Below are 17,736 nucleotides of genomic sequence, written 5' to 3'. Positions count from 1 at the left end.
GGAACGCGGGGTGGGTCGCGGAACCGGCGCGATGCCGGAAGTGCCGAGGGAAAACACGCTGATCATGACTGCACGCATCGAGGGCCGATGGCCGGGAACGGTGCGAATGCTCGGGGGCGCGTCGTCGGAAACCGGTCGGACTTCGCGGCCACGGCACATCGCCGTTCATGCGTCGTTTCGCGATCAGGGCGCGGCATCGGACTCCGACAGGATTCCCACGCGCGAAGGCGCACAATGCCGCCTCGGCGCGCCCGCGCCGTGAATCGCCGAGGACGGATCGCCCATGCGCGTGCTGGTCGTTGAAGACAACCACAACCTGGTCGCCAACCTGTTCGAGTACTTCGACGCGCGCGGCTACACGCTCGATGCCGCGCCCGACGGCCCCACCGGGCTGCACCTGGCGATCACGATGGAATTCGACGTCATCGTGCTGGACTGGATGCTGCCGCGCATGGATGGCCGCGAAGTGCTCAGCCGCCTGCGCGAAGCCGGGCGCGACACGCCGGTGCTGATGCTCACCGCGCGCGACGAACTGCCCGACAAGATCGCCGGCTTCCGCGCCGGCGCCGACGACTACCTCACCAAACCCTTCCATCTGCCCGAGCTGGAAGTGCGGCTGGAGGCACTGGTCGCGCGCGCGCGCGGGCGCGGCCGCAACAAGGTGCTGCAGGTCGGCGACCTGCGCCTGGACACGGGCACGCTGGAGGTCACGCGCGATGGACGCCTGCTGCACCTCTACCCGGCGTGCCGCAAGCTGCTGGAAACGCTGATGCTGGCCAGTCCGGCGGCGGTCACGCGCGACCGTCTCGAACACGCGCTGTGGGGCGACGACCCGCCCGACGGCGACATGCTCCGCTCGCACATCTACGAACTTCGGCGCAGCGTCGACGGCCCGTTCCCGGTGAAGCTGATCCAGACCTTGCCGCGCGTGGGCTATCGCATCGTCGCATCGGCCAGCACCTCCTCCAATGAGCAGGAAGCGCTGCAATGAGCAAGACCCGGTCCGGCCTGCGCCGGCGCATCCTGCTGGCGTTGTTCGGCTATGTGGTGGTGTTGAGCGTCGCGGTGGTCGTGCACGGTTTCGTGGTCAACGAACACGCCGAACGGCTGGTCTGGCAGACGCTGCTCGATTCGGAAATGGACCATCTGCTCGAACTGCGCCGACAGGACCCCGGTTACCGCTGGACGAACACGCGCAGCATCGCGCTCTACGACGGACGCGATCCGCGCGATGTGCCCGCACCGCTGCGCGGCGTCGCGCCGGGCGTGTACGACGAGATCATCCTCGACGGCGTGGAGCGCGTCGCGCTAGTGCGCCAAGTCGATGGACGTCCGCTGATCCTCGCCCTGGACATCACCGACCTGGAGGAACGCGAGTTCGACATGGGCCTGACGGTCGTCGGCTCCGCTGTGACCTTGATCGCGCTGCTCGGCATCGCCATCGCCTGGAGTGTGAACCGCCTCGTCCGCCCCCTTCGCGACATGGCGCAGGCTATCGCGGCACTGCGTCCCGACCAGTCGGGGCAGCGCATCCACGCGTCGCCGTCGGCCAGTTCCGAGCTGGTGGTGATCGCCGACGCGCTCAACGACTACCTGCAGCGCAATGACCGCTTCGTCGAACGCGAGCGCGTGTTCATCGACAGCGCCAGCCACGAGCTGCGCACACCCGTGGCGGTGATCGGCGGCGCGGCGGAGAACGCCTTGCAGCAACCGCACTTGCCCGACGCCGTGCGCGGCCAGCTCATGCGCATCCAGCGCACCACGCGCGAGGTGGAGCAACTGGTCTCGCTGCTGCTGGTGCTGGCGAAGGATCCCGCGCGACTGGCGCGTTCGAACGATCGCGTCGAGCTGGATCAGCTGATTCCCGAGATCGTCGAGGACCATCGCCACCTCACGCGCGACAAGGACCTTCGCCTCGACATCGTCGCCCTGCCCGCGTGCGAGATCCTGGCGCCGCTGCCCATCGTGCAGGCGGCCATCGGCAATCTGCTGCGCAACGCGATCGAGCACAGCGATCGCGGGCGCATCACGATCCGGCTGGAGACGCCGGCAACGGTGATCATCGACGATCCGGGCCACGGCATGACGCCGGAGGAAATCGCGCAGATCTATGCACGCGTCGCGCGCGGCGGCGGACGCGACGGCGGCGGCATCGGCCTGGATCTCATCTCGCGACTGTGCGAACACCTGGGCTGGAAGCTCGACATCGCTTCGGACGAAGGCCGCGGCACCACGACGACGTTGCGGATGGGGAACTGATCTCCCTCCCCCTGCTCGCAGGGGGAGGAAGAACTGCCTCGCGGCTTAGGCCTCCGGCAGCGGCTTGCGCAGACCGACGTTGAGCACGTTCCAGGCGCGGATCGCGGCGACGGCGAAGGTCAGCTCGGACAGCTCACGCTCGTCGAAGTGCGCGCGCACCTGTTCCAGCGCCTCGTCCGGCACCTGCGCGGCACCGATGGCGTTGAGCGTTTCGGCCCAGCCCAGCGCGGCGCGCTCGCGCGCGTCGAACAGCGGGCTCTCGCGCCACGCGGCCAGCGTGTCGAGCTTGCGCTGGCTTTCGCCCATCTTGCGCAGCAGCACGCAATGCATGTCCAGGCAGTACACGCAGCCGTTGATCTGCGACACGCGCAGCGAGACCAGCTCGACCAGCTTGCTGCCCAGCGGGCCCTTGTGCAGGCCGGTGCTGAGCTTGAGCAGATGCTGGAAAGCCTCCGAGGCGTGGACGGTGTAGTCGATATGGGTGGCAGCGTTCATGGTCGTCTCTCATGTTGGCGGCCACGACGGCCGCTTCATGTACAAGGACGAGCGTGGGCTCCGTCCTGTGACAACCCAGGCGAACGATTTCCTAGTGCAATGCACGCAGCTTGTCGGGGTTGAGCACCGACAGCACCTGGTCGATGCGGCCTTCGTCATCGAGCGAGACGGTGATGATCGAATGCAGCACGCCGTTCTCGAAGCGCAGCAGTGCCGGCTCGCCGTTGACGTGGCCCAGGTGCAGGTCGGCCAGGCCTTCGGTGCGGCGCGCGACGGCCCAGAAAAGATCCGCGATGCGCTGCGCGCTCTCCAGAGGACGCGCGACCGCCGTGGCCTTGCCGCCACCGTCGGCCACCATGCGCGCGTCGGCGCGCAGCAGCGCGACGATGGCGTCGCGATCGCCGTGCTGCATGGCGTGCATGAAGCGTTCGAGCATGCGCCGGTGCATGTCCGGTTCGACGCTGAAACGCTGGCGATCGCTTTGCACGCGCGTGCGTGCGCGGCTCACCATCTGCCGGCAGTTCGCCTCGGTGTGTCCGAGCAGTTCGGCGATTTGCGGGTAGTCGTAATCGAACACGTCCTTGAGCAGGAACGCGGCGCGCTCTTCGGGGCCGAGCTTCTCGAGCACGGCGAGATAGGCCAGCGAAACCTGCCCGGCGATGTCGGCCTGCTGCTCCGGGCCGGGCGTGTCGTCGATGGTCAACGGCTCCGGCAGCCAGGGGCCCGGGTAGACCTCGCGCTCCTTGCGCGCCTGGCGCAGGCGGTCGATGCCCAGCCGCGTGGTGGCCGTGACCAGCCACGCCTCCAGGTCGCGGATCTCCGAGCGGTCGGCCTGGTGCCAGCGCAGCCAGGCGTCCTGGACGACCTCCTCGGCGTCGCTGCGGCTGCCCAGCAGCCGGTACGCCAGCGCGAACAGGCGCGGGCGGTGGGTTTCGAAGGCGGTGTCGGGCGTGGCGGACATGGGGGAGTCGAATCGGGGAAGCCTACTTTCAAGGACGGACGAAGGACGGGATCCGTGACATCCACCGCCCGCTCGAGCGGCGATGCTGGGCCGTCCGATGTCCCTGCCCGTCAGGGCTCGACCTTCGCCGGATCGGGAAGCTTCAGGTCGAAGCACTGCCTCCCACGCGGGTGCCGCCACTGGCCGCCCACGTCCCGCTCGGCCGTGTCGCTATCGAACATCGCGCACAGCCGGTAGCGACGGGCGCCCAGCACTTCGTATTCGTACGGCCGCGACGTGAAGGGATCGCGCATCGCCGGACGCGAGCCGGGGCGAGCCAGCGCGGACAAATTCGGCGGCAGCGCCTCGTTCCGCTCGGCCCAGATTTCGATGTCCACCTTCAGGCTGATCAGGTCGCGTTCGCGTCGTTCGTCCTGCCGCAACAGCCGCTGCTGCGCCGGCGTTCCGATCGCCACGATCGCCGCGATCACCGCCCCCGCAACCACCACGCCTGCCCCGACCAGCAGCCAGCGTCCCGCTGCGGCGCTCATGCGTCCACCTCTTCGCGACGCAGGTCGTGCAGGTACCAGGCGAACGCGCTGCCGGCGATCACCGCCACCACCAGCACCTTCAGCACGAAGCGCGTGCTCAGTTCGCCGCCCAGCAGGTTGAAGACCAGGGTGGTCATGTCGCAGATCAGGACCGTCGCCGCCACGAACAACGTCAGGTACGTCAGCCAGCGCCGCACGGGCGAGAGCCGCTTGATCGGATGGCGGGCCACGTCGCGGGCCACGTAGTGGGCGACGTAAGCAAAGACCGGGAAGGTGATGATAAGCGTCGCGGCGGACCAGCGGATCGAGCTGTCGAGTCGCCAGGCGATGGTGTCGGCCGGATCGGGCCAGGCGCGGTTGATCAGGTCGAACAGCAGGCTGCCCAGATGCCAGGCCGTGAAATACAGCGCGACGAACATCACCAGGTACAGAAACGCCTCGCGCGCGGAGACCGAGGCGCGCGGTCGCGGCACCGGCACGACGTAAGGCACGTCGGCGTAGGTGTCGAGCACGCCGCGCGTCTGCTCGTCACGCCATCCCGCCGCCGACAATGCCCGCGCGATGGACTCCTTGGATTCCCCGCGCACCAGCGCTTCATGGACGAAGCGTTCCAGTTCCTGCGATCCCGATGCCATTGCCTGCCCTTTCCGTGTTGGACGGGGGCAAGCCTAGCAAGACGCCGGGCGCGCGCGCGAAGACCGGGGCGCCGCGGGAAACCGGACGCAAAGAAAAAGCGGGCCGAAGCCCGCTTTTTCAAGATCCGGCGATGTCGCCGAAGGGATACGCGCGCGGCTTACTCGGCCGACACGCCCTCGCCTTCCTCGACGGCCTTGATCGACAGGCGGATGCGGCCCTGCTTGTCGACTTCCAGCACCTTCACCTTGACCATGTCGCCTTCCTTGAGCTTGTCGGAGACCTTCTCCACGCGCTCGCTGGAAATCTGCGAGACGTGCACCAGGCCGTCCTTGCCCGGCAGGATCGTCACGAACGCACCGAAGTCCATGATCTTGGCGACCTTGCCTTCGTAGATGCGGCCCGGCTCGACGTCGGAGGTGATCTGCTCGATACGCGCCTTCGCGGCCTGGGCGGCGGCGGCGTTGACCGAAGCGATGACGATGGTGCCGTCGTCCTGGATGTCGATCTGCGTGCCGGTTTCCTTGGTGATGGCCTGGATGGTCGAACCGCCCTTGCCGATCACTTCGCGGATCTTGTCCGGGTGGATCTTCATCGTCAGCAGGCGCGGGGCCCACTCGCTCAGCTCACCGCGCGGCGCGGTGATGGCCTTGGCCATCTCGCCGAGGATGTGCAGACGGCCTTCCTTCGCCTGGGCGAGGGCGACCTTCATGATCTCCTCGGTGATGCCCTGGATCTTGATGTCCATCTGCAGGGCGCTGATGCCCTCGGTGGAACCGGCAACCTTGAAGTCCATGTCGCCCAGGTGATCTTCGTCACCCAGGATGTCGGACAGCACGACGTAGCGGTTGTCTTCCTTCACCAGGCCCATCGCGATGCCCGCGACCGGCGCCTTCACCGGCACGCCGGCGTCCATCAGCGCGAGCGAGGAACCGCACACGGAGGCCATCGACGAGGAGCCGTTGGACTCGGTGATTTCCGACACGACGCGGATCGTGTACGGGAAGGATTCCATCGACGGCATCGAAGCGAGCACGCCGCGCTTGGCGAGGCGGCCGTGGCCGATCTCGCGACGCTTCGGCGCGCCGAAGCGGCCGGTCTCGCCCACCGAGTACGGCGGGAAGTTGTAGTGGAACAGGAAGTGTTCCTTGGACTCGCCCGAGATGGCGTCGATGATCTGGCCGTCGCGTGCGGTGCCCAGCGTGGTGACCACGATGGCCTGCGTCTCGCCGCGGGTGAACAGCGCCGAGCCGTGGGTGCGCGGCAGCACGCCGACCTTGCACTCGATCGGGCGGACGGTGGTCAGGTCGCGGCCGTCGATGCGGACCTTGGTGTCCAGCACCGAGTCGCGCATGGTGCGGTACTCGAGGTCGCCGAACTCCTTGGCGTAATCGGCGGCGAGCCAGCCCGAGGCTTCGGCGCGGCCGGCCAGCTGCTCCCAGGTGTCCTTGCGGATGACCGAGATGGCGTCGCGGCGCTCGCCCTTGTTGCGGATCTGGTAGGCCTGCGCCAGCGAGGCACCGGCGGTTTCGGTGATCGCGGCGATCAGCGCGTCGTTCTTCGCCGGAGCGGCCCAGGTCGACGGCTTGGTGCCGGCTTCCACGGTCAGCTCGTTGATGGCGTTGATGACCTTCTGCATCTCGCGATGACCGAACATCACCGCGCCCAGCATCACGTCTTCCGACAGCATGTTCGCTTCGGACTCGACCATCAGCACGGCGTTGGACGTACCAGCGACGACCAGCTCCAGGTCGGAGTCGACCAGCTGCGACACGGTCGGGTTGAGGATGTACTGGCCATCCTTGTAACCGACCTTGGCGGCGCCGATCGGGCCCTGGAACGGCGTGCCGGCCAGCGCCAGCGCGGCCGAAGCGCCGATCAGTGCGGGGATGTCGCCGTCGACGTCCGGATTCGACGACATCACCGTCGCGATGATCTGGACTTCGTTCTTGTATTCCTCGGGGAACAGCGGACGGATCGGGCGATCGATCAGGCGCGAGATCAGCGTTTCCTTCTCGGTGGCGCGACCTTCACGCTTGAAGAAGCCACCCGGGATGCGGCCGCCGGCGTAGAACTTTTCCTGGTAGTCGACCGTGAGCGGGAAGAAGTCCTGCCCTTCGCGCGCGCTCTTGGCGGCGACCGCGGTAACCAGCACGACGGTCTCGTCCATCTTGACGATGACCGCGCCGCTGGCCTGACGAGCGATCTCGCCCGTCTCCAGCGTTACCTGATGGGCGCCGTACTGGAAGGTCTTGGTGATTTTTGCCACGTTGGGTTCCTGTCGTTTCTGATGCGTTCCGGTCGGGGCCCCTGCCCCGCTCCGGCCGGCCGACGATGCGGCCTGAATTCGGATGGTCATGCGGCGGACGCGTTGCGTCCGATGCCCGCCGACCTCAGACGGTACGGGGCGTGCTGTGCGCCGTACCGGGTAATGCGAACTTCAACTTGGTACGCACGCCAGGCGCCGTACCGGTGCAGCCAACCTCAAAAACGAACCGCGGCGCATCGCTGCGCCGCGGTGGGTATTGCGTTTAGCGACGCAGACCGAGTTTCTCGATCAGGCTCTTGTAGCGCTCGTGGTCCTTGCGCTTGAGATAGTCGAGCAGGCTGCGACGACGGTTGACCATCTGCAGCAGGCCGCGGCGGCTGTGGTGGTCCTGCTTGTGGACCTTGAAGTGGCCGGTGAGCTGCTCGATGCGGGCGGTCAGCAGGGCGACCTGGACTTCCGGCGAACCGGTGTCGTTGGCGCCGCGCTTGTTGTCTTCAATGATCTTGCTGGTGTCGATGGACATCTTTGCCTCGTGATGCGTGGCCTGCAGAAGCGAATCGACCGGAATGAACCGCGCCGACGCACCGCCTGGCCCGCCGTTTGCTGTGGGATGTTGCGAAAGGGAACTGCTTAGGTGCTTGAAAAGCGACGAAATTGTAACAGCAGGCCCACGCGAATGCGACCCGCCCGAGTGTCTTTCGCGGGAAGACCGGCCTTCACGCGGGCGATCGCGCCGCCTGTTCAGGCTCGCCCGACTGCGCCGCCCAGCGGAACAGGCGCTGCGGCGCGAGCCGCTCCCCGGAACGCTGGCCGATGCCCAGGCAGCGGCCATCGGTCCCGAACACCGCGACCAGCCCCTCTTCACCCGCGGGGCAGTCCACGGCCTGGCCCATGCCCAGCCGACGCGCGGCCTCCGCCTCCAGCTCGACGCGGGGGAACTGGGACAGCCCGGCCTCGATGGGGAGCAGGCACGCCTCCAGCGCTGTCTCACCGCCCTCTTCCAGCAGCGAACGCACCGACTCCAGCGTGTGCATCGCCGGCGCGCGGAAGGGGTCGACCCAGAGCCGGCGCAGCGTGGCGACGTGGGCGCCACAGCCAAGGGTTTCCCCGAGATCTCGGACCAGGCTGCGAACGTAGGTGCCCGAGCCGCACTCCACGTGCAGACGCAGGCGGGGCCCGTCACGGTCGAGGAGTTCGAAGCGGTGTACGACAACGTCCCGCTCGGGCGCCTCGATGGACTCGCCCCGGCGGGCTTTGGCGTAGAGCGGCTCGCCGCCCTGCTTGAGGGCCGAATAGATGGGCGCACGCTGGCGGATCGGGCCGCGCAGCGGGACCAGCGCCGCCTCGATGGCGGCATCGTCCAGGACGGGCACGGGACGTTCCAGCAGCGGCGCGCCGTCGGCGTCGTCGCTGTCGGTGGTCAGGCCGAGCACGGCCGTCGTCTCATAGGCCTTGGCCGAGCCGAGCAGCAAGCCGGCGATCTTCGTCGCCTCGCCGAAACACAGCGGCAGCAGGCCGGTGGCGAGCGGGTCCAGGCTGCCGGTGTGCCCGCCCTTTTCGGCGCGGAACAGGTGGCGCGCCTGCTGCAGCGCCTGGTTGGAGCTCAGGCCCTGCGGCTTGTCGAGCAGCAGGATGCCGTCGAGCGGGCGGAAGCGCGTCTTGGCTTTCGTCATGGATCGTCGCGGGAGTCCATTGGTCGCCACGGTCACCGCGTCACGATCACAAGGTCGCAACGACGGCCTGCCGTGCGAATCCTGCGGGGGATCCGCGGCCAGGGCAATGGGAAACGGAGAAAGACGACGAACGGCGCGGGAGGCTCCCGCGCCGGCTCATTCGTCGGCGTCGGTGTCGGCGACCCGCGGCGTATCGCGCAGCAGGTTGCCGATGCGTTCGCCGCGATCGACCGAATCGTCGTAGTGGAAATGCAGTTCGGGCACGTGGCGCATCTTCACCGCGCGGCCGAGCTGGAAGCGGATCTGCGGGGCCAGTTCCTTCAGCGCCTTGACGGCCTCTTTGGAACGTTCCTGCTGAAGCGCAGTGACGAACACCTTGGCGTGCGCGAGGTCACGCGAGACCTCCACGTCGGAGACGCTGACTGACGGCAGGCCGTGCTCGCGCACGGCCTCGTGCACCAGCGTGCCCAACTCCCTGCGGAGCTGGGCGGAAACGCGATCGGTGCGATGGAACGATTTGCCTGGCACGTGATTTGTGATTCGTGATTGGTGATTCGTGGTGGAACTTGCGTGACCGGGACGCGCTCTTCGCTTCTACGAATCACGAATCCCGAATCACGAATCCCGGCTTCAGAGCGTGCGCTGCACTTCGATACGCTCGAAGCACTCGATCTGGTCGCCCGGCTTGACGTCGTTGTACGCCTTCACGCCGATGCCGCACTCGGTGCCGTTGCGCACCTCGTCGACGTTCTCCTTGAAGCGGCGCAGCGATTCCAGTTCGCCTTCGAAGATGACGGCGTTGTCGCGCAGGACGCGGATCGGCTTGTTCCGCTTGACCACGCCTTCCACGACCATGCAGCCGGCGACGGCGCCGAACTTGGAGCTGCGGAAGACATCGCGAACCTCGGCGGTGCCGATGATCTCTTCGCGGATCTCCACGCCCAGGATGCCGGACGCGACCTGCTTCACCTGGTCGATCACGTCATAGATGATCGAGAAGTAGCGCAGGTCCACGCCGTTGCCTTCGATCACCTTGCGCGCCGATGCGTCGGCACGGACGTTGAAGCCGATGACCGTCGCCTTCGCGGTGAGCGCGGCGTTGGCGTCGGACTCGGTGATGCCGCCCACGCCGGAGCTGATGACGTTGATGCGGATCTGGTCGTTGGACAGCGCGGTCAGCGACTGGCGCAGCGCTTCCACCGAACCCTGCACGTCGGCCTTGACGACGAGGTTGAGGCTCAGCTGGCCCTCGCCCTTGCCCATCTGGGCCATGATGTCTTCCATGCGGTTGCCGGCAGCGGCGACCAGGCGCGATTCACGGCGCTTGGCGTCGCGCTGCTGCGCGACGTCCTTGGCCAGACGCTCGTCGTCGACGACCACGAAGTCGTCGCCCGCGTCCGGCACGCCGGACAGGCCGAGCACCTGCACCGGAATCGACGGACCGGCGCCCTCGACCTGCTTGCCGTTCTCGTCGAACAGCGCACGCACGCGGCCGTACTGCACGCCGCACACGAGGTAGTCGCCCTTCCTGAGTTCGCCCGCCTGCACCAGCACGGTGGCGACCGGGCCGCGGCCCTTGTCGAGCGCGGATTCGATCACCGTACCCGTGGCACGGCCGGTCGGTACTGCGCGCAGTTCGAGCACTTCGGCCTGCAGCGAGATCGCGTCGAGCAGGTCGTCCACGCCCAGGCCGGTCTTGGCCGACAGCTCCACCATCTGGGTATCGCCGCCGAAGTCTTCGGCCACGATGTCCTCGGCGAGCAGGTCGTTCTTGACGCGGCTCGGGTCGGCGTCGGATTTGTCGATCTTGTTGATCGCCACGATCAGCGGCACGCCGGCCGCCTTCGCGTGCTGGATGGCTTCCTTCGTCTGCGGCATGACGCCGTCGTCGGCGGCCACGACCAGCACGACGATGTCGGTCAGCTTGGCGCCGCGTGCGCGCATCGAGGTGAACGCCGCGTGGCCCGGGGTGTCGAGGAAGCTGATGACGCCCTTGTCGGTTTCCACGTGGTACGCGCCGATGTGCTGGGTGATGCCGCCGGCTTCACCGGAGGCCACCTTCGTGCGGCGGATGTAGTCCAGCAGCGAGGTCTTGCCGTGGTCGACGTGGCCCATGATGGTGACCACCGGCGGACGCGCGACCTTCTCGCCCTGCGTCTCTTCGACGTGGGCCAGCAGTGCGTCTTCGGCGCTGGCGGCATCGGCCTTCACGACCACATGGCCCAGCTCCTCGGTCACCAGCGCAGCGGTGTCGTGGTCGATGGACTGGTTGATGGTCGCCATGACGCCCATCTTGAACAGCGCCTTCACCACGTCGCCGCCCTTGAGCGCCATCTTCTGCGCCAGATCGGCGACGGTGATGGTCTCGCCGATGGCGACGTCGCGCACGATCGGCGCGGTCGGTCGGGTGAAGCCGCTGCCCGAACGCGCCTGCTCGGCGTGACGGCGCTGCGGCTTGGCCTTGCCACGCGAGCTGGCGCCACGACGGGCGCGCTCGGAGGCGCTCAGGTGCATCTGGCCGGCGAAGCGGTTGGTGCGGTCGTCGTCCTCGACGGTCGTCACCATCGCGTGCGAGCCACGCGTCTTGTGCGCGGGGGTGCCACGCGGCGCTTCGGCCACGCGCGCCGGAGCGGGCTTGGGGTGACCGTGGCCGTGCGCGGCCGCAGGCTTGGGATGACCGTGGCCGTGGGTGGTCGCAGGCTTGCGCGCGGCCGGCTCCTCGGCGTCTTCGGCGACCACGCTGGCGTCGGCCAGGCGGGCACGCTCTTCTTCCTCGGCCTTCTGGCGCGCGATTTCCTCCGCCTCGCGACGGACCGCATCGGCCTCGTCGGCGCGACGCTTGTCGTCAGCGGCCAGGCGCTGCTGTTCGGCGAGGTTGCGCTGCTTGGATTCCTCCAGCTTGCGCAGGATCTCGGCGCGCTCGTCGCCCTCCGACATCGGCTGGCCTTCGGTCGGCTTCACCAGCGTGACCTTCTTGCGCACCACGACGTCGACGGTCGTCTTGTTCTTGCCGCCGCCGACGGTGATTTCCTGCTTCCGGCTGCGGTTGAGCGTGATCTTCTTCGCCGCGTCGCCCGGTTCGTCGGCCTTGTCGGCCTTGCCGTGGGAGCGCTTGAGGAAGCCGAGCAGCTTGACTTTCTCGATGCTGGTGACGACCTGGTCGGGGCCGCTGAAGGTCATGCCGGCCTCGGCCAGCTGCTCCAGCAACTTCTCGACCGGCGTGTTCACCAGTTCGGCCAGCTTGCGGATGGTGGTTTGCTGCGACATTCGGATTCCGTGTCCTCGTGGCGCGGGGCGGGCCCCGCGCGTGTTGGCGTCATTCTAGCCCGGCGGTGCCGGGCGGGCCGACGCGGTATTCATTCGAACCAGTGCTTGCGCGCTTCCATGATCAGCGCGGCGGCACGGGCCTCGTCGATGCCATCGATATCGGTCAGCTCGTCGGTGGCCATGTCGGCCAGGTCGTCGCGCGTGACCACGCCGCGCGCGGCGAGCGCGTAGGCGGTGGCTTCATCCATGCCGTCCAGCTCGAGCAGGTCGGCCGCCGGCTGGTGCTCGTCGAGCTCCTCCTCGGCCGCCAGCGCCTCGTTGAGCAGGGCGTCGCGGGCGCGCGAGCGCAGTTCCTCGACGATGTCCTCGTCGAAGCCCTCGACCGCGAGCAGCTCGCCGACCGGCACGTAGGCGATTTCCTCGACCGTGCTGAAGCCTTCCGAGACCAGGATGCCGGCGATTTCCTCGTCGACTTCCAGCTTTTCCTGGAACAGCTGGCGGGCGGCGTTCTGTTCGGCCTCCGACTTCGCCGTGACCTGGTCCTGGGTCATCACGTTCAACTGCCAACCCGACAGGCGGGACGCCAGACGCACGTTCTGGCCGCCCTTGCCGATCGCCTGGGCCAGGCGGTCTTCCGCCACGGCCAGGTCCATCGAGTGCTTCTCTTCATCGACGATGATCGACTGCACTTCCGCCGGCGCCATCGCGTTGATGACGAACTGGGCCGGGTTGTCCGACCACAGCACGATGTCCACGCGCTCGCCGTTGAGCTCGTTGCTCACCGCCTGCACGCGCGAACCGCGCATGCCGATGCACGCGCCGATGGGATCGGTGCGGTTGTCGTGCGCGACGACGGCGATCTTGGCGCGGTCGCCCGGATCGCGTGCGCAGGCCTTGATCGACACCAGGCCCTGTCCGACTTCCGGCACTTCGAGCTTGAACAGCTCCATCATGAATTCCGGCGCGGCGCGGCTGATGAACAGCTGCGGGCCACGCGGTTCGCTGCGCACGTCGAACAGGTAACCGCGCACGCGGTCGCCGGTGCGCAGCACATCGCGCGGGATGCCCTTGTCCTTCGGGATGATCGCCTCGGCGTTGCCGCCCAGGTCGACGTAGATGTTGCCGCGCTCCACGCGCTTGACCACGCCGGTGACCAGTTCGCCCACGCGATCCTTCCACGCGTCCACGACCTGCTGGCGCTCGGCCTCGCGCACGCGTTGCACGATCACCTGCTTGGCGGCCTGTGCGGCGATGCGGCCGAACTCGGGGTTTTCGATCTGTTCTTCGATGTAGTCACCGACCTCGGCGCCCTCGACCTCGTCGACGGCGTCCATCAGGCGGATCTGGCGATCCGGTGACTCCATCACGACGTCGTCGGCCACGACCTCCATGCGACGGTAGGTTTCGTAGCTGCCGTCCTTCTGGTCGATGGTGACGCGCACCAGCACGTCCTGGTCGTGGTAGCGCTTCTTCGCAGCCGAGGCCAACGCGGCCTCGATGGCCTCGAAGATGACCTCGCGCGGGACGCCCTTCTCATTGGCGACCGCGTCCACGACCAGCAACAGTTCCTTGCTCATCTTTCTAGCTCCGCACGGTCGGCGACTCGCGCCGCCGGCATTGGGTGGTGATGGGGTGGTTTACTTCTTTGCCTTCGAAGCGCCGCCTTTCGGCGCGCCCTTCGACGGCTTGTCTTTGCCCGGCTTGACCGGGGCGAATCCAAGCGCGGCCCAGTCCGGGACCAGGCGCGCCTTGTCGATGTTTCCGAACGGCACGACGAACTCGTTGCCGTCCAGCACGAAGACGACGTTGTCGCCGTCCACGCGCGCAATCTGTCCCTGCAGCCGGCGGCGGCCGTCCTGCGGCAGCTTCATGGCGACCTTGGCGGTCTCGCCTGCGAAGCGCTCGTAGTGGCCCAGCGTGAACAGCGGGCGGTCGATGCCGGGCGAGGAGACTTCCAGCGTGTACTGGCTGCTGATCGGATCTTCCACATCCAGCTGCGCCGACACCTCGCGGCTCACCGCCTCGCAGTCGTCGATGGTCACCGAGCGCGGCTGACCGTCCTCGCCCACGGCCCGGTCGGCCGGCACGTCGATATACAGGCGCAACACGGCGTTGCCGGGGGCTGCAAGGTATTCCGCGCCCAGCAGCTCGACACCCAGCGACGCAACGGTCGGGGCGAGCAGGTTCGCGATTTCCACAGCTTTGTCCGTCACGCGTCAGACTCCCACGAAGCCGGCACGGGACCCATCCCGATGCCGCGCAATGCCAAAAGGAAACGGCCTCGCGAACACGTTCTTCCGAAGCACGCATTCCTGGAGCAGGAACTTCCGAATCACATACCCACGGGCACGAAAACGACAAAGGGCCCTTGCGGGCCCCTTGTCCGTACAGCTGGATGTCGGTGTGATCGCGTGAGCAGTGCGCGATCACCAAGCCCGGCCTTTGGCCCGGGAAAGCCCGGAATCCGGGCTTTCCTCGGATCGTGTCGATGAACGAACGATCCTGGCCGAAGCTGGTAGCGGGGGCAGGATTTGAACCTGCGACCTTCGGGTTATGAGCCCGACGAGCTGCCAGACTGCTCCACCCCGCATCAGGCCGACCATCATAACGGCCGACTAAAATCTGCGCAAGCCCGATTCATGAATTAAATCGGATTCGCGCTAAAACTGCTGTCAGGCGAACGCCCTCTGGCACCACGCCATGATCGGATTCCAGGCCAGACCCAGTGCGAGCAGCGCCAGCGCGTTCACGCCGAAGGCAATGCGCAGCGGACGGTCGTTGCTGGGCTCCATGGGCTCCCCTTCCGGCTCGTCGAAGTACATCGCCTTGATGACGCGCAGGTAGTAGAACGCGCCGACCACGGCAAACACAACGCCGACGAGCGTCAGCCACAGCATGTCGCCCTGCAGCGCGGCGCGCAGCACGGCCAGCTTCGACCAGAAGCCCAGGAACGGCGGCACGCCGGCCAGCGAGGCCATCACGCACAGCACCAGGCCGGCCATCCACGGATTGCGCGCGTTGAGGCCCTTGTAGTCGTCGATGCGGTCGGCTTCGAAACCGCGGCGCGAAAGCACCACGATGGCACCGAAGGCCGCTGCCGACATGATCGAGTAGCTGATCGCGTAGAACAGCGCCGCGGCGAAGCCCTCACGCCCGCCGCCGGCCAGGCCGACGAACAGGAAGCCCACGTGCGAGATCGTCGAGTACGCCAGCAGGCGCTTGAGATTGGTCTGCACCATCGCGCTGAGGTTGCCGATGGCGAGCGACAGCACCGCGAGGATGGCCAGCATCAGGCGCCACTGCTCTTCGAACGCGGGCGCGCCGACTTCCAGCAGACGGTAGGTCATGCCGAACGCTGCCAATTTCGGCGCCGAGCCGATGAACAGCGTGATCGGCGTCGGGGCGCCGTGGTACACGTCCGGCAGCCACATGTGGAACGGCGCGGCGCCGAACTTGAACGCGATGCCGGCGACGATGAACACCACGCCGGTGATTAGCATCAGCGTCGACTCGCCGGCCTGCAGCTTGTCCTGCGTGACGGCGGCGATCTGGTCCAGCTGCAGCGTGCCCGTGGCGCCGTAAACCAGCGACAGGCCGTACAGCAGCAGGCCCGAGGCGAGCGCGCCCAGGACGAAATACTTGATGGCCGCTTCCGAGGCCAGCGGGCTTTCGCGGTCGACGGCCACCAGCGCGTAGGAGCAAAGCGCCAGCATTTCCAGGCCCAGGTACACCATCACCAGGCTGCCGGAGGACACCAGCAGCATCATGCCGGCGGTGGCGAAGAGCATCAGCACCGACACCTCGCCCTTGTACAGCTCGCGGGCGCGCAGGTACGGCCAGGTGTAGATCATCGCCAGGATGCCGACGACACCGATGGTCACCTTCATCACATCGGCCGCGATGTCGCGGACGAACATCCCGCCGAGCACGGTGCCCTGCCCGCCCACACCGGTGGCGACCATGAAGGTCGCGACCGCGAGCACGGCAATGGCGAACAGGTGGCTGACCACGCGGCGGCGCTCGTCGATGAACAGGTCGATCATCAGCAGCGCGAACGCGCCGAGGATCACCACCAGCTCGGGGAGCAGAGGCATCAGGTCGGCGATGGAACGGACAGGCATGTTCATTGCGCTACGACCTCAGAGCTTCGACGCGGCGATCTGCGTCGCCAGATTCGCGATGGCGGGTTCCATCAGGTCCGTCAGCGGCTTCGGCCACAGGCCCAGGATCAGCACGCCGGCGGCGAACACGCCCAGCACGAAGGCTTCGCGTGCGTTGATGTCTTCCAGTTCGGCAACGTGCGCGTTGGCCACTTCGCCCCACATCGTGCGCTTGACCAGCCACAGCGTGTAGGCGGCGCCGATGATCAGCGTGGTGGCCGCGACGAAACCGATCAGCGGGTGCTGCTGGAAGCTGGCGAGGATCACCATGAACTCGCCCACGAAACCCGACGTGCCCGGCAGGCCGGAGTTGGCCATCGCGAACAGCACCATGAACGCGGCGAACCACGGCATCACGTTGGCGACGCCGCCGTAGTCCTTGATCATGCGGGTGTGCATGCGGTCGTAGAGCACGCCGACGCAGGAGAACATCGCGCCCGACACGAAGCCGTGGCTGATCATCTGCACCATCGCACCCTGCAGGCCCAAACGCGCCGCATCGGTGTTGCCCGCATCGCGCACCAGCGCGAACGAGATGAACGTGCCCAGGGTGACGAAGCCCATGTGCGACACGGACGAGTACGCGATCAGCTTCTTCATGTCGTCCTGCGCCAGGGCGACCAGACCGACATAGACCACGGCAATCAGGCTCAGCGCGATGACGAGCCACGCGTACTCGGCGCCGGCATCCGGCACGATCGGCAGCACGAAGCGGATGAAACCGTAGCCACCGATCTTCAGCATGATCGCAGCCAGGATCACCGAACCCGCGGTCGGCGCTTCCACGTGCGCGTCCGGCAACCACGTGTGGACCGGGAACATCGGCACCTTGACCGCGAAGGCCACCAGGAAGCCGAAGAAGATCCACATCTGCTCCGTCGCCGTCAGCGGCTGCGCGTACATGTCGGCCAGCTGCCAGCTACCGCCCTTCAGGTACAGGTAGATCAGGCCCAGCAGCATGAACAGCGAGCCGAGGAAGGTGTACAGGAAGAACTTCACCGATGCGTACACGCGACGCGGGCCGCCCCACACACCGATGATGATGAACATCGGGATGAGCATGCCTTCGAAGAACACGTAGAACAGCATCGCGTCCAGCGCGGCGAACACGCCGACCATCAGGCCTTCGAGGATCAGGAACGCGGCGTAGTACTGCGCCACGCGCTTCTCGACGGAGGTCCACGCGCCGATCATCGCCAGCAGCGTAGTCAGCGTGGTCAGGCCGATCAGCGCGATAGACACACCGTCCACGCCCAGGTGGTAGCGGATGTTGTAGGCCGGGATCCAGTTGCGGTTCTCGACGAACTGCATGGCCGCGCTGGCCATGTCGAAACCGGTGAACAGCGGGATGCTCGCCAGCAACGTCAACAAGGCGATGCCGGTGGCGAACCAGCGGGCCGCATTGGCGCGCTGGTGGCCAAACGCCATCGTGGCCAGACCGCCGATGATCGGCAGCCAGATCAAGAGGCTGAGCAGGAAGGAAGTGCTC

15 protein-coding genes and 1 tRNA gene are annotated in these 17,736 nt (G+C 67.1%); 2 read left to right on the top strand and 14 right to left on the bottom strand.

From position 1 onward, the window contains the following. Positions 1 to 283 precede the first annotated feature (283 nt). Together AAFF32_RS11505 and AAFF32_RS11500 are read left to right on the top strand one after the other, a co-directional pair. The gene (locus AAFF32_RS11505) at positions 284 to 991 is read left to right on the top strand and encodes a response regulator transcription factor (protein WP_216958317.1); all 708 of its coding nucleotides are present in this window, start codon (positions 284 to 286) and stop codon (positions 989 to 991) included. Further along, positions 988 to 2,259 carry a HAMP domain-containing sensor histidine kinase gene (locus AAFF32_RS11500; RefSeq protein WP_216958319.1) on the top strand — a complete coding sequence of 424 codons (1,272 nt, stop codon included), beginning with the start codon at positions 988 to 990 and terminating at the stop codon, positions 2,257 to 2,259. Before AAFF32_RS11505 ends, AAFF32_RS11500 begins: the two co-directional genes overlap by 4 nt. Before the next feature lie 45 nt (positions 2,260 to 2,304). Here AAFF32_RS11500 and AAFF32_RS11495 read toward each other — a convergent pair whose 3' ends face one another. From AAFF32_RS11495 to AAFF32_RS11430, 14 genes are all read right to left on the bottom strand, one after another. Next, a complete protein-coding gene (locus tag AAFF32_RS11495; protein ID WP_342315246.1) occupies positions 2,305 to 2,754 on the bottom strand; it encodes a carboxymuconolactone decarboxylase family protein in 450 nt (149 codons plus the stop codon). Between the two features lie 91 nt (positions 2,755 to 2,845). Continuing rightward, entirely contained in the window at positions 2,846 to 3,715 is an 870-nt protein-coding gene (locus tag AAFF32_RS11490; protein ID WP_216958322.1) for an RNA polymerase sigma-70 factor, read from the bottom strand. A 110-nt stretch (positions 3,716 to 3,825) separates the two neighbouring features. Beyond that, on the bottom strand, positions 3,826 to 4,245 hold the full coding sequence (locus AAFF32_RS11485; protein ID WP_216958324.1) for a hypothetical protein: 420 nt from the start codon (positions 4,243 to 4,245) through the stop codon (positions 3,826 to 3,828). Further along, complete coding sequence (locus AAFF32_RS11480) at positions 4,242 to 4,880, bottom strand: DUF5671 domain-containing protein (RefSeq protein ID WP_216958326.1); 639 nt, start codon at positions 4,878 to 4,880, stop codon at positions 4,242 to 4,244. The genes AAFF32_RS11485 and AAFF32_RS11480 overlap by 4 nt, the downstream gene beginning before the upstream one ends. 158 nt (positions 4,881 to 5,038) lie before the next feature. Next, a complete protein-coding gene (gene pnp / locus AAFF32_RS11475; protein ID WP_216958328.1) occupies positions 5,039 to 7,147 on the bottom strand; it encodes a polyribonucleotide nucleotidyltransferase in 2,109 nt (702 codons plus the stop codon). A gap of 262 nt (positions 7,148 to 7,409) precedes the next feature. Further along, the gene (gene rpsO / locus AAFF32_RS11470) at positions 7,410 to 7,670 is read right to left on the bottom strand and encodes a 30S ribosomal protein S15 (RefSeq protein ID WP_216958330.1); all 261 of its coding nucleotides are present in this window, start codon (positions 7,668 to 7,670) and stop codon (positions 7,410 to 7,412) included. A 193-nt stretch (positions 7,671 to 7,863) separates the two neighbouring features. Beyond that, the gene (gene truB / locus AAFF32_RS11465; RefSeq protein WP_216958332.1) at positions 7,864 to 8,820 is read right to left on the bottom strand and encodes a tRNA pseudouridine(55) synthase TruB; all 957 of its coding nucleotides are present in this window, start codon (positions 8,818 to 8,820) and stop codon (positions 7,864 to 7,866) included. 156 nt (positions 8,821 to 8,976) lie between these two features. Then, on the bottom strand, positions 8,977 to 9,348 hold the full coding sequence (gene rbfA / locus AAFF32_RS11460) for a 30S ribosome-binding factor RbfA (RefSeq protein WP_216958334.1): 372 nt from the start codon (positions 9,346 to 9,348) through the stop codon (positions 8,977 to 8,979). 102 nt (positions 9,349 to 9,450) lie between these two features. After that, positions 9,451 to 12,087 carry a translation initiation factor IF-2 gene (gene infB, locus AAFF32_RS11455; RefSeq protein ID WP_216958336.1) on the bottom strand — a complete coding sequence of 879 codons (2,637 nt, stop codon included), beginning with the start codon at positions 12,085 to 12,087 and terminating at the stop codon, positions 9,451 to 9,453. An 89-nt stretch (positions 12,088 to 12,176) separates the two neighbouring features. Then, a complete protein-coding gene (nusA, locus tag AAFF32_RS11450) occupies positions 12,177 to 13,664 on the bottom strand; it encodes a transcription termination factor NusA (protein ID WP_216958338.1) in 1,488 nt (495 codons plus the stop codon). A 60-nt stretch (positions 13,665 to 13,724) separates the two neighbouring features. Next, positions 13,725 to 14,300 carry a ribosome maturation factor RimP gene (gene rimP / locus AAFF32_RS11445; protein WP_216958340.1) on the bottom strand — a complete coding sequence of 192 codons (576 nt, stop codon included), beginning with the start codon at positions 14,298 to 14,300 and terminating at the stop codon, positions 13,725 to 13,727. 300 nt (positions 14,301 to 14,600) lie between these two features. Continuing rightward, positions 14,601 to 14,677, bottom strand: a tRNA-Met gene (locus AAFF32_RS11440). 82 nt (positions 14,678 to 14,759) lie between these two features. Next, positions 14,760 to 16,208 carry an NADH-quinone oxidoreductase subunit NuoN gene (gene nuoN, locus AAFF32_RS11435; protein ID WP_254200142.1) on the bottom strand — a complete coding sequence of 483 codons (1,449 nt, stop codon included), beginning with the start codon at positions 16,206 to 16,208 and terminating at the stop codon, positions 14,760 to 14,762. 18 nt (positions 16,209 to 16,226) lie between these two features. Further along, complete coding sequence (locus AAFF32_RS11430) at positions 16,227 to 17,723, bottom strand: NADH-quinone oxidoreductase subunit M (protein WP_342317264.1); 1,497 nt, start codon at positions 17,721 to 17,723, stop codon at positions 16,227 to 16,229. Positions 17,724 to 17,736: the final 13 nt, after the last annotated feature.

It is taken from the genome of Lysobacter sp. FW306-1B-D06B (assembly GCF_038446665.1).
Classification (GTDB): domain Bacteria; phylum Pseudomonadota; class Gammaproteobacteria; order Xanthomonadales; family Xanthomonadaceae; genus Lysobacter_J.
This window is presented reverse-complemented; position numbering and strand designations above follow the sequence as displayed.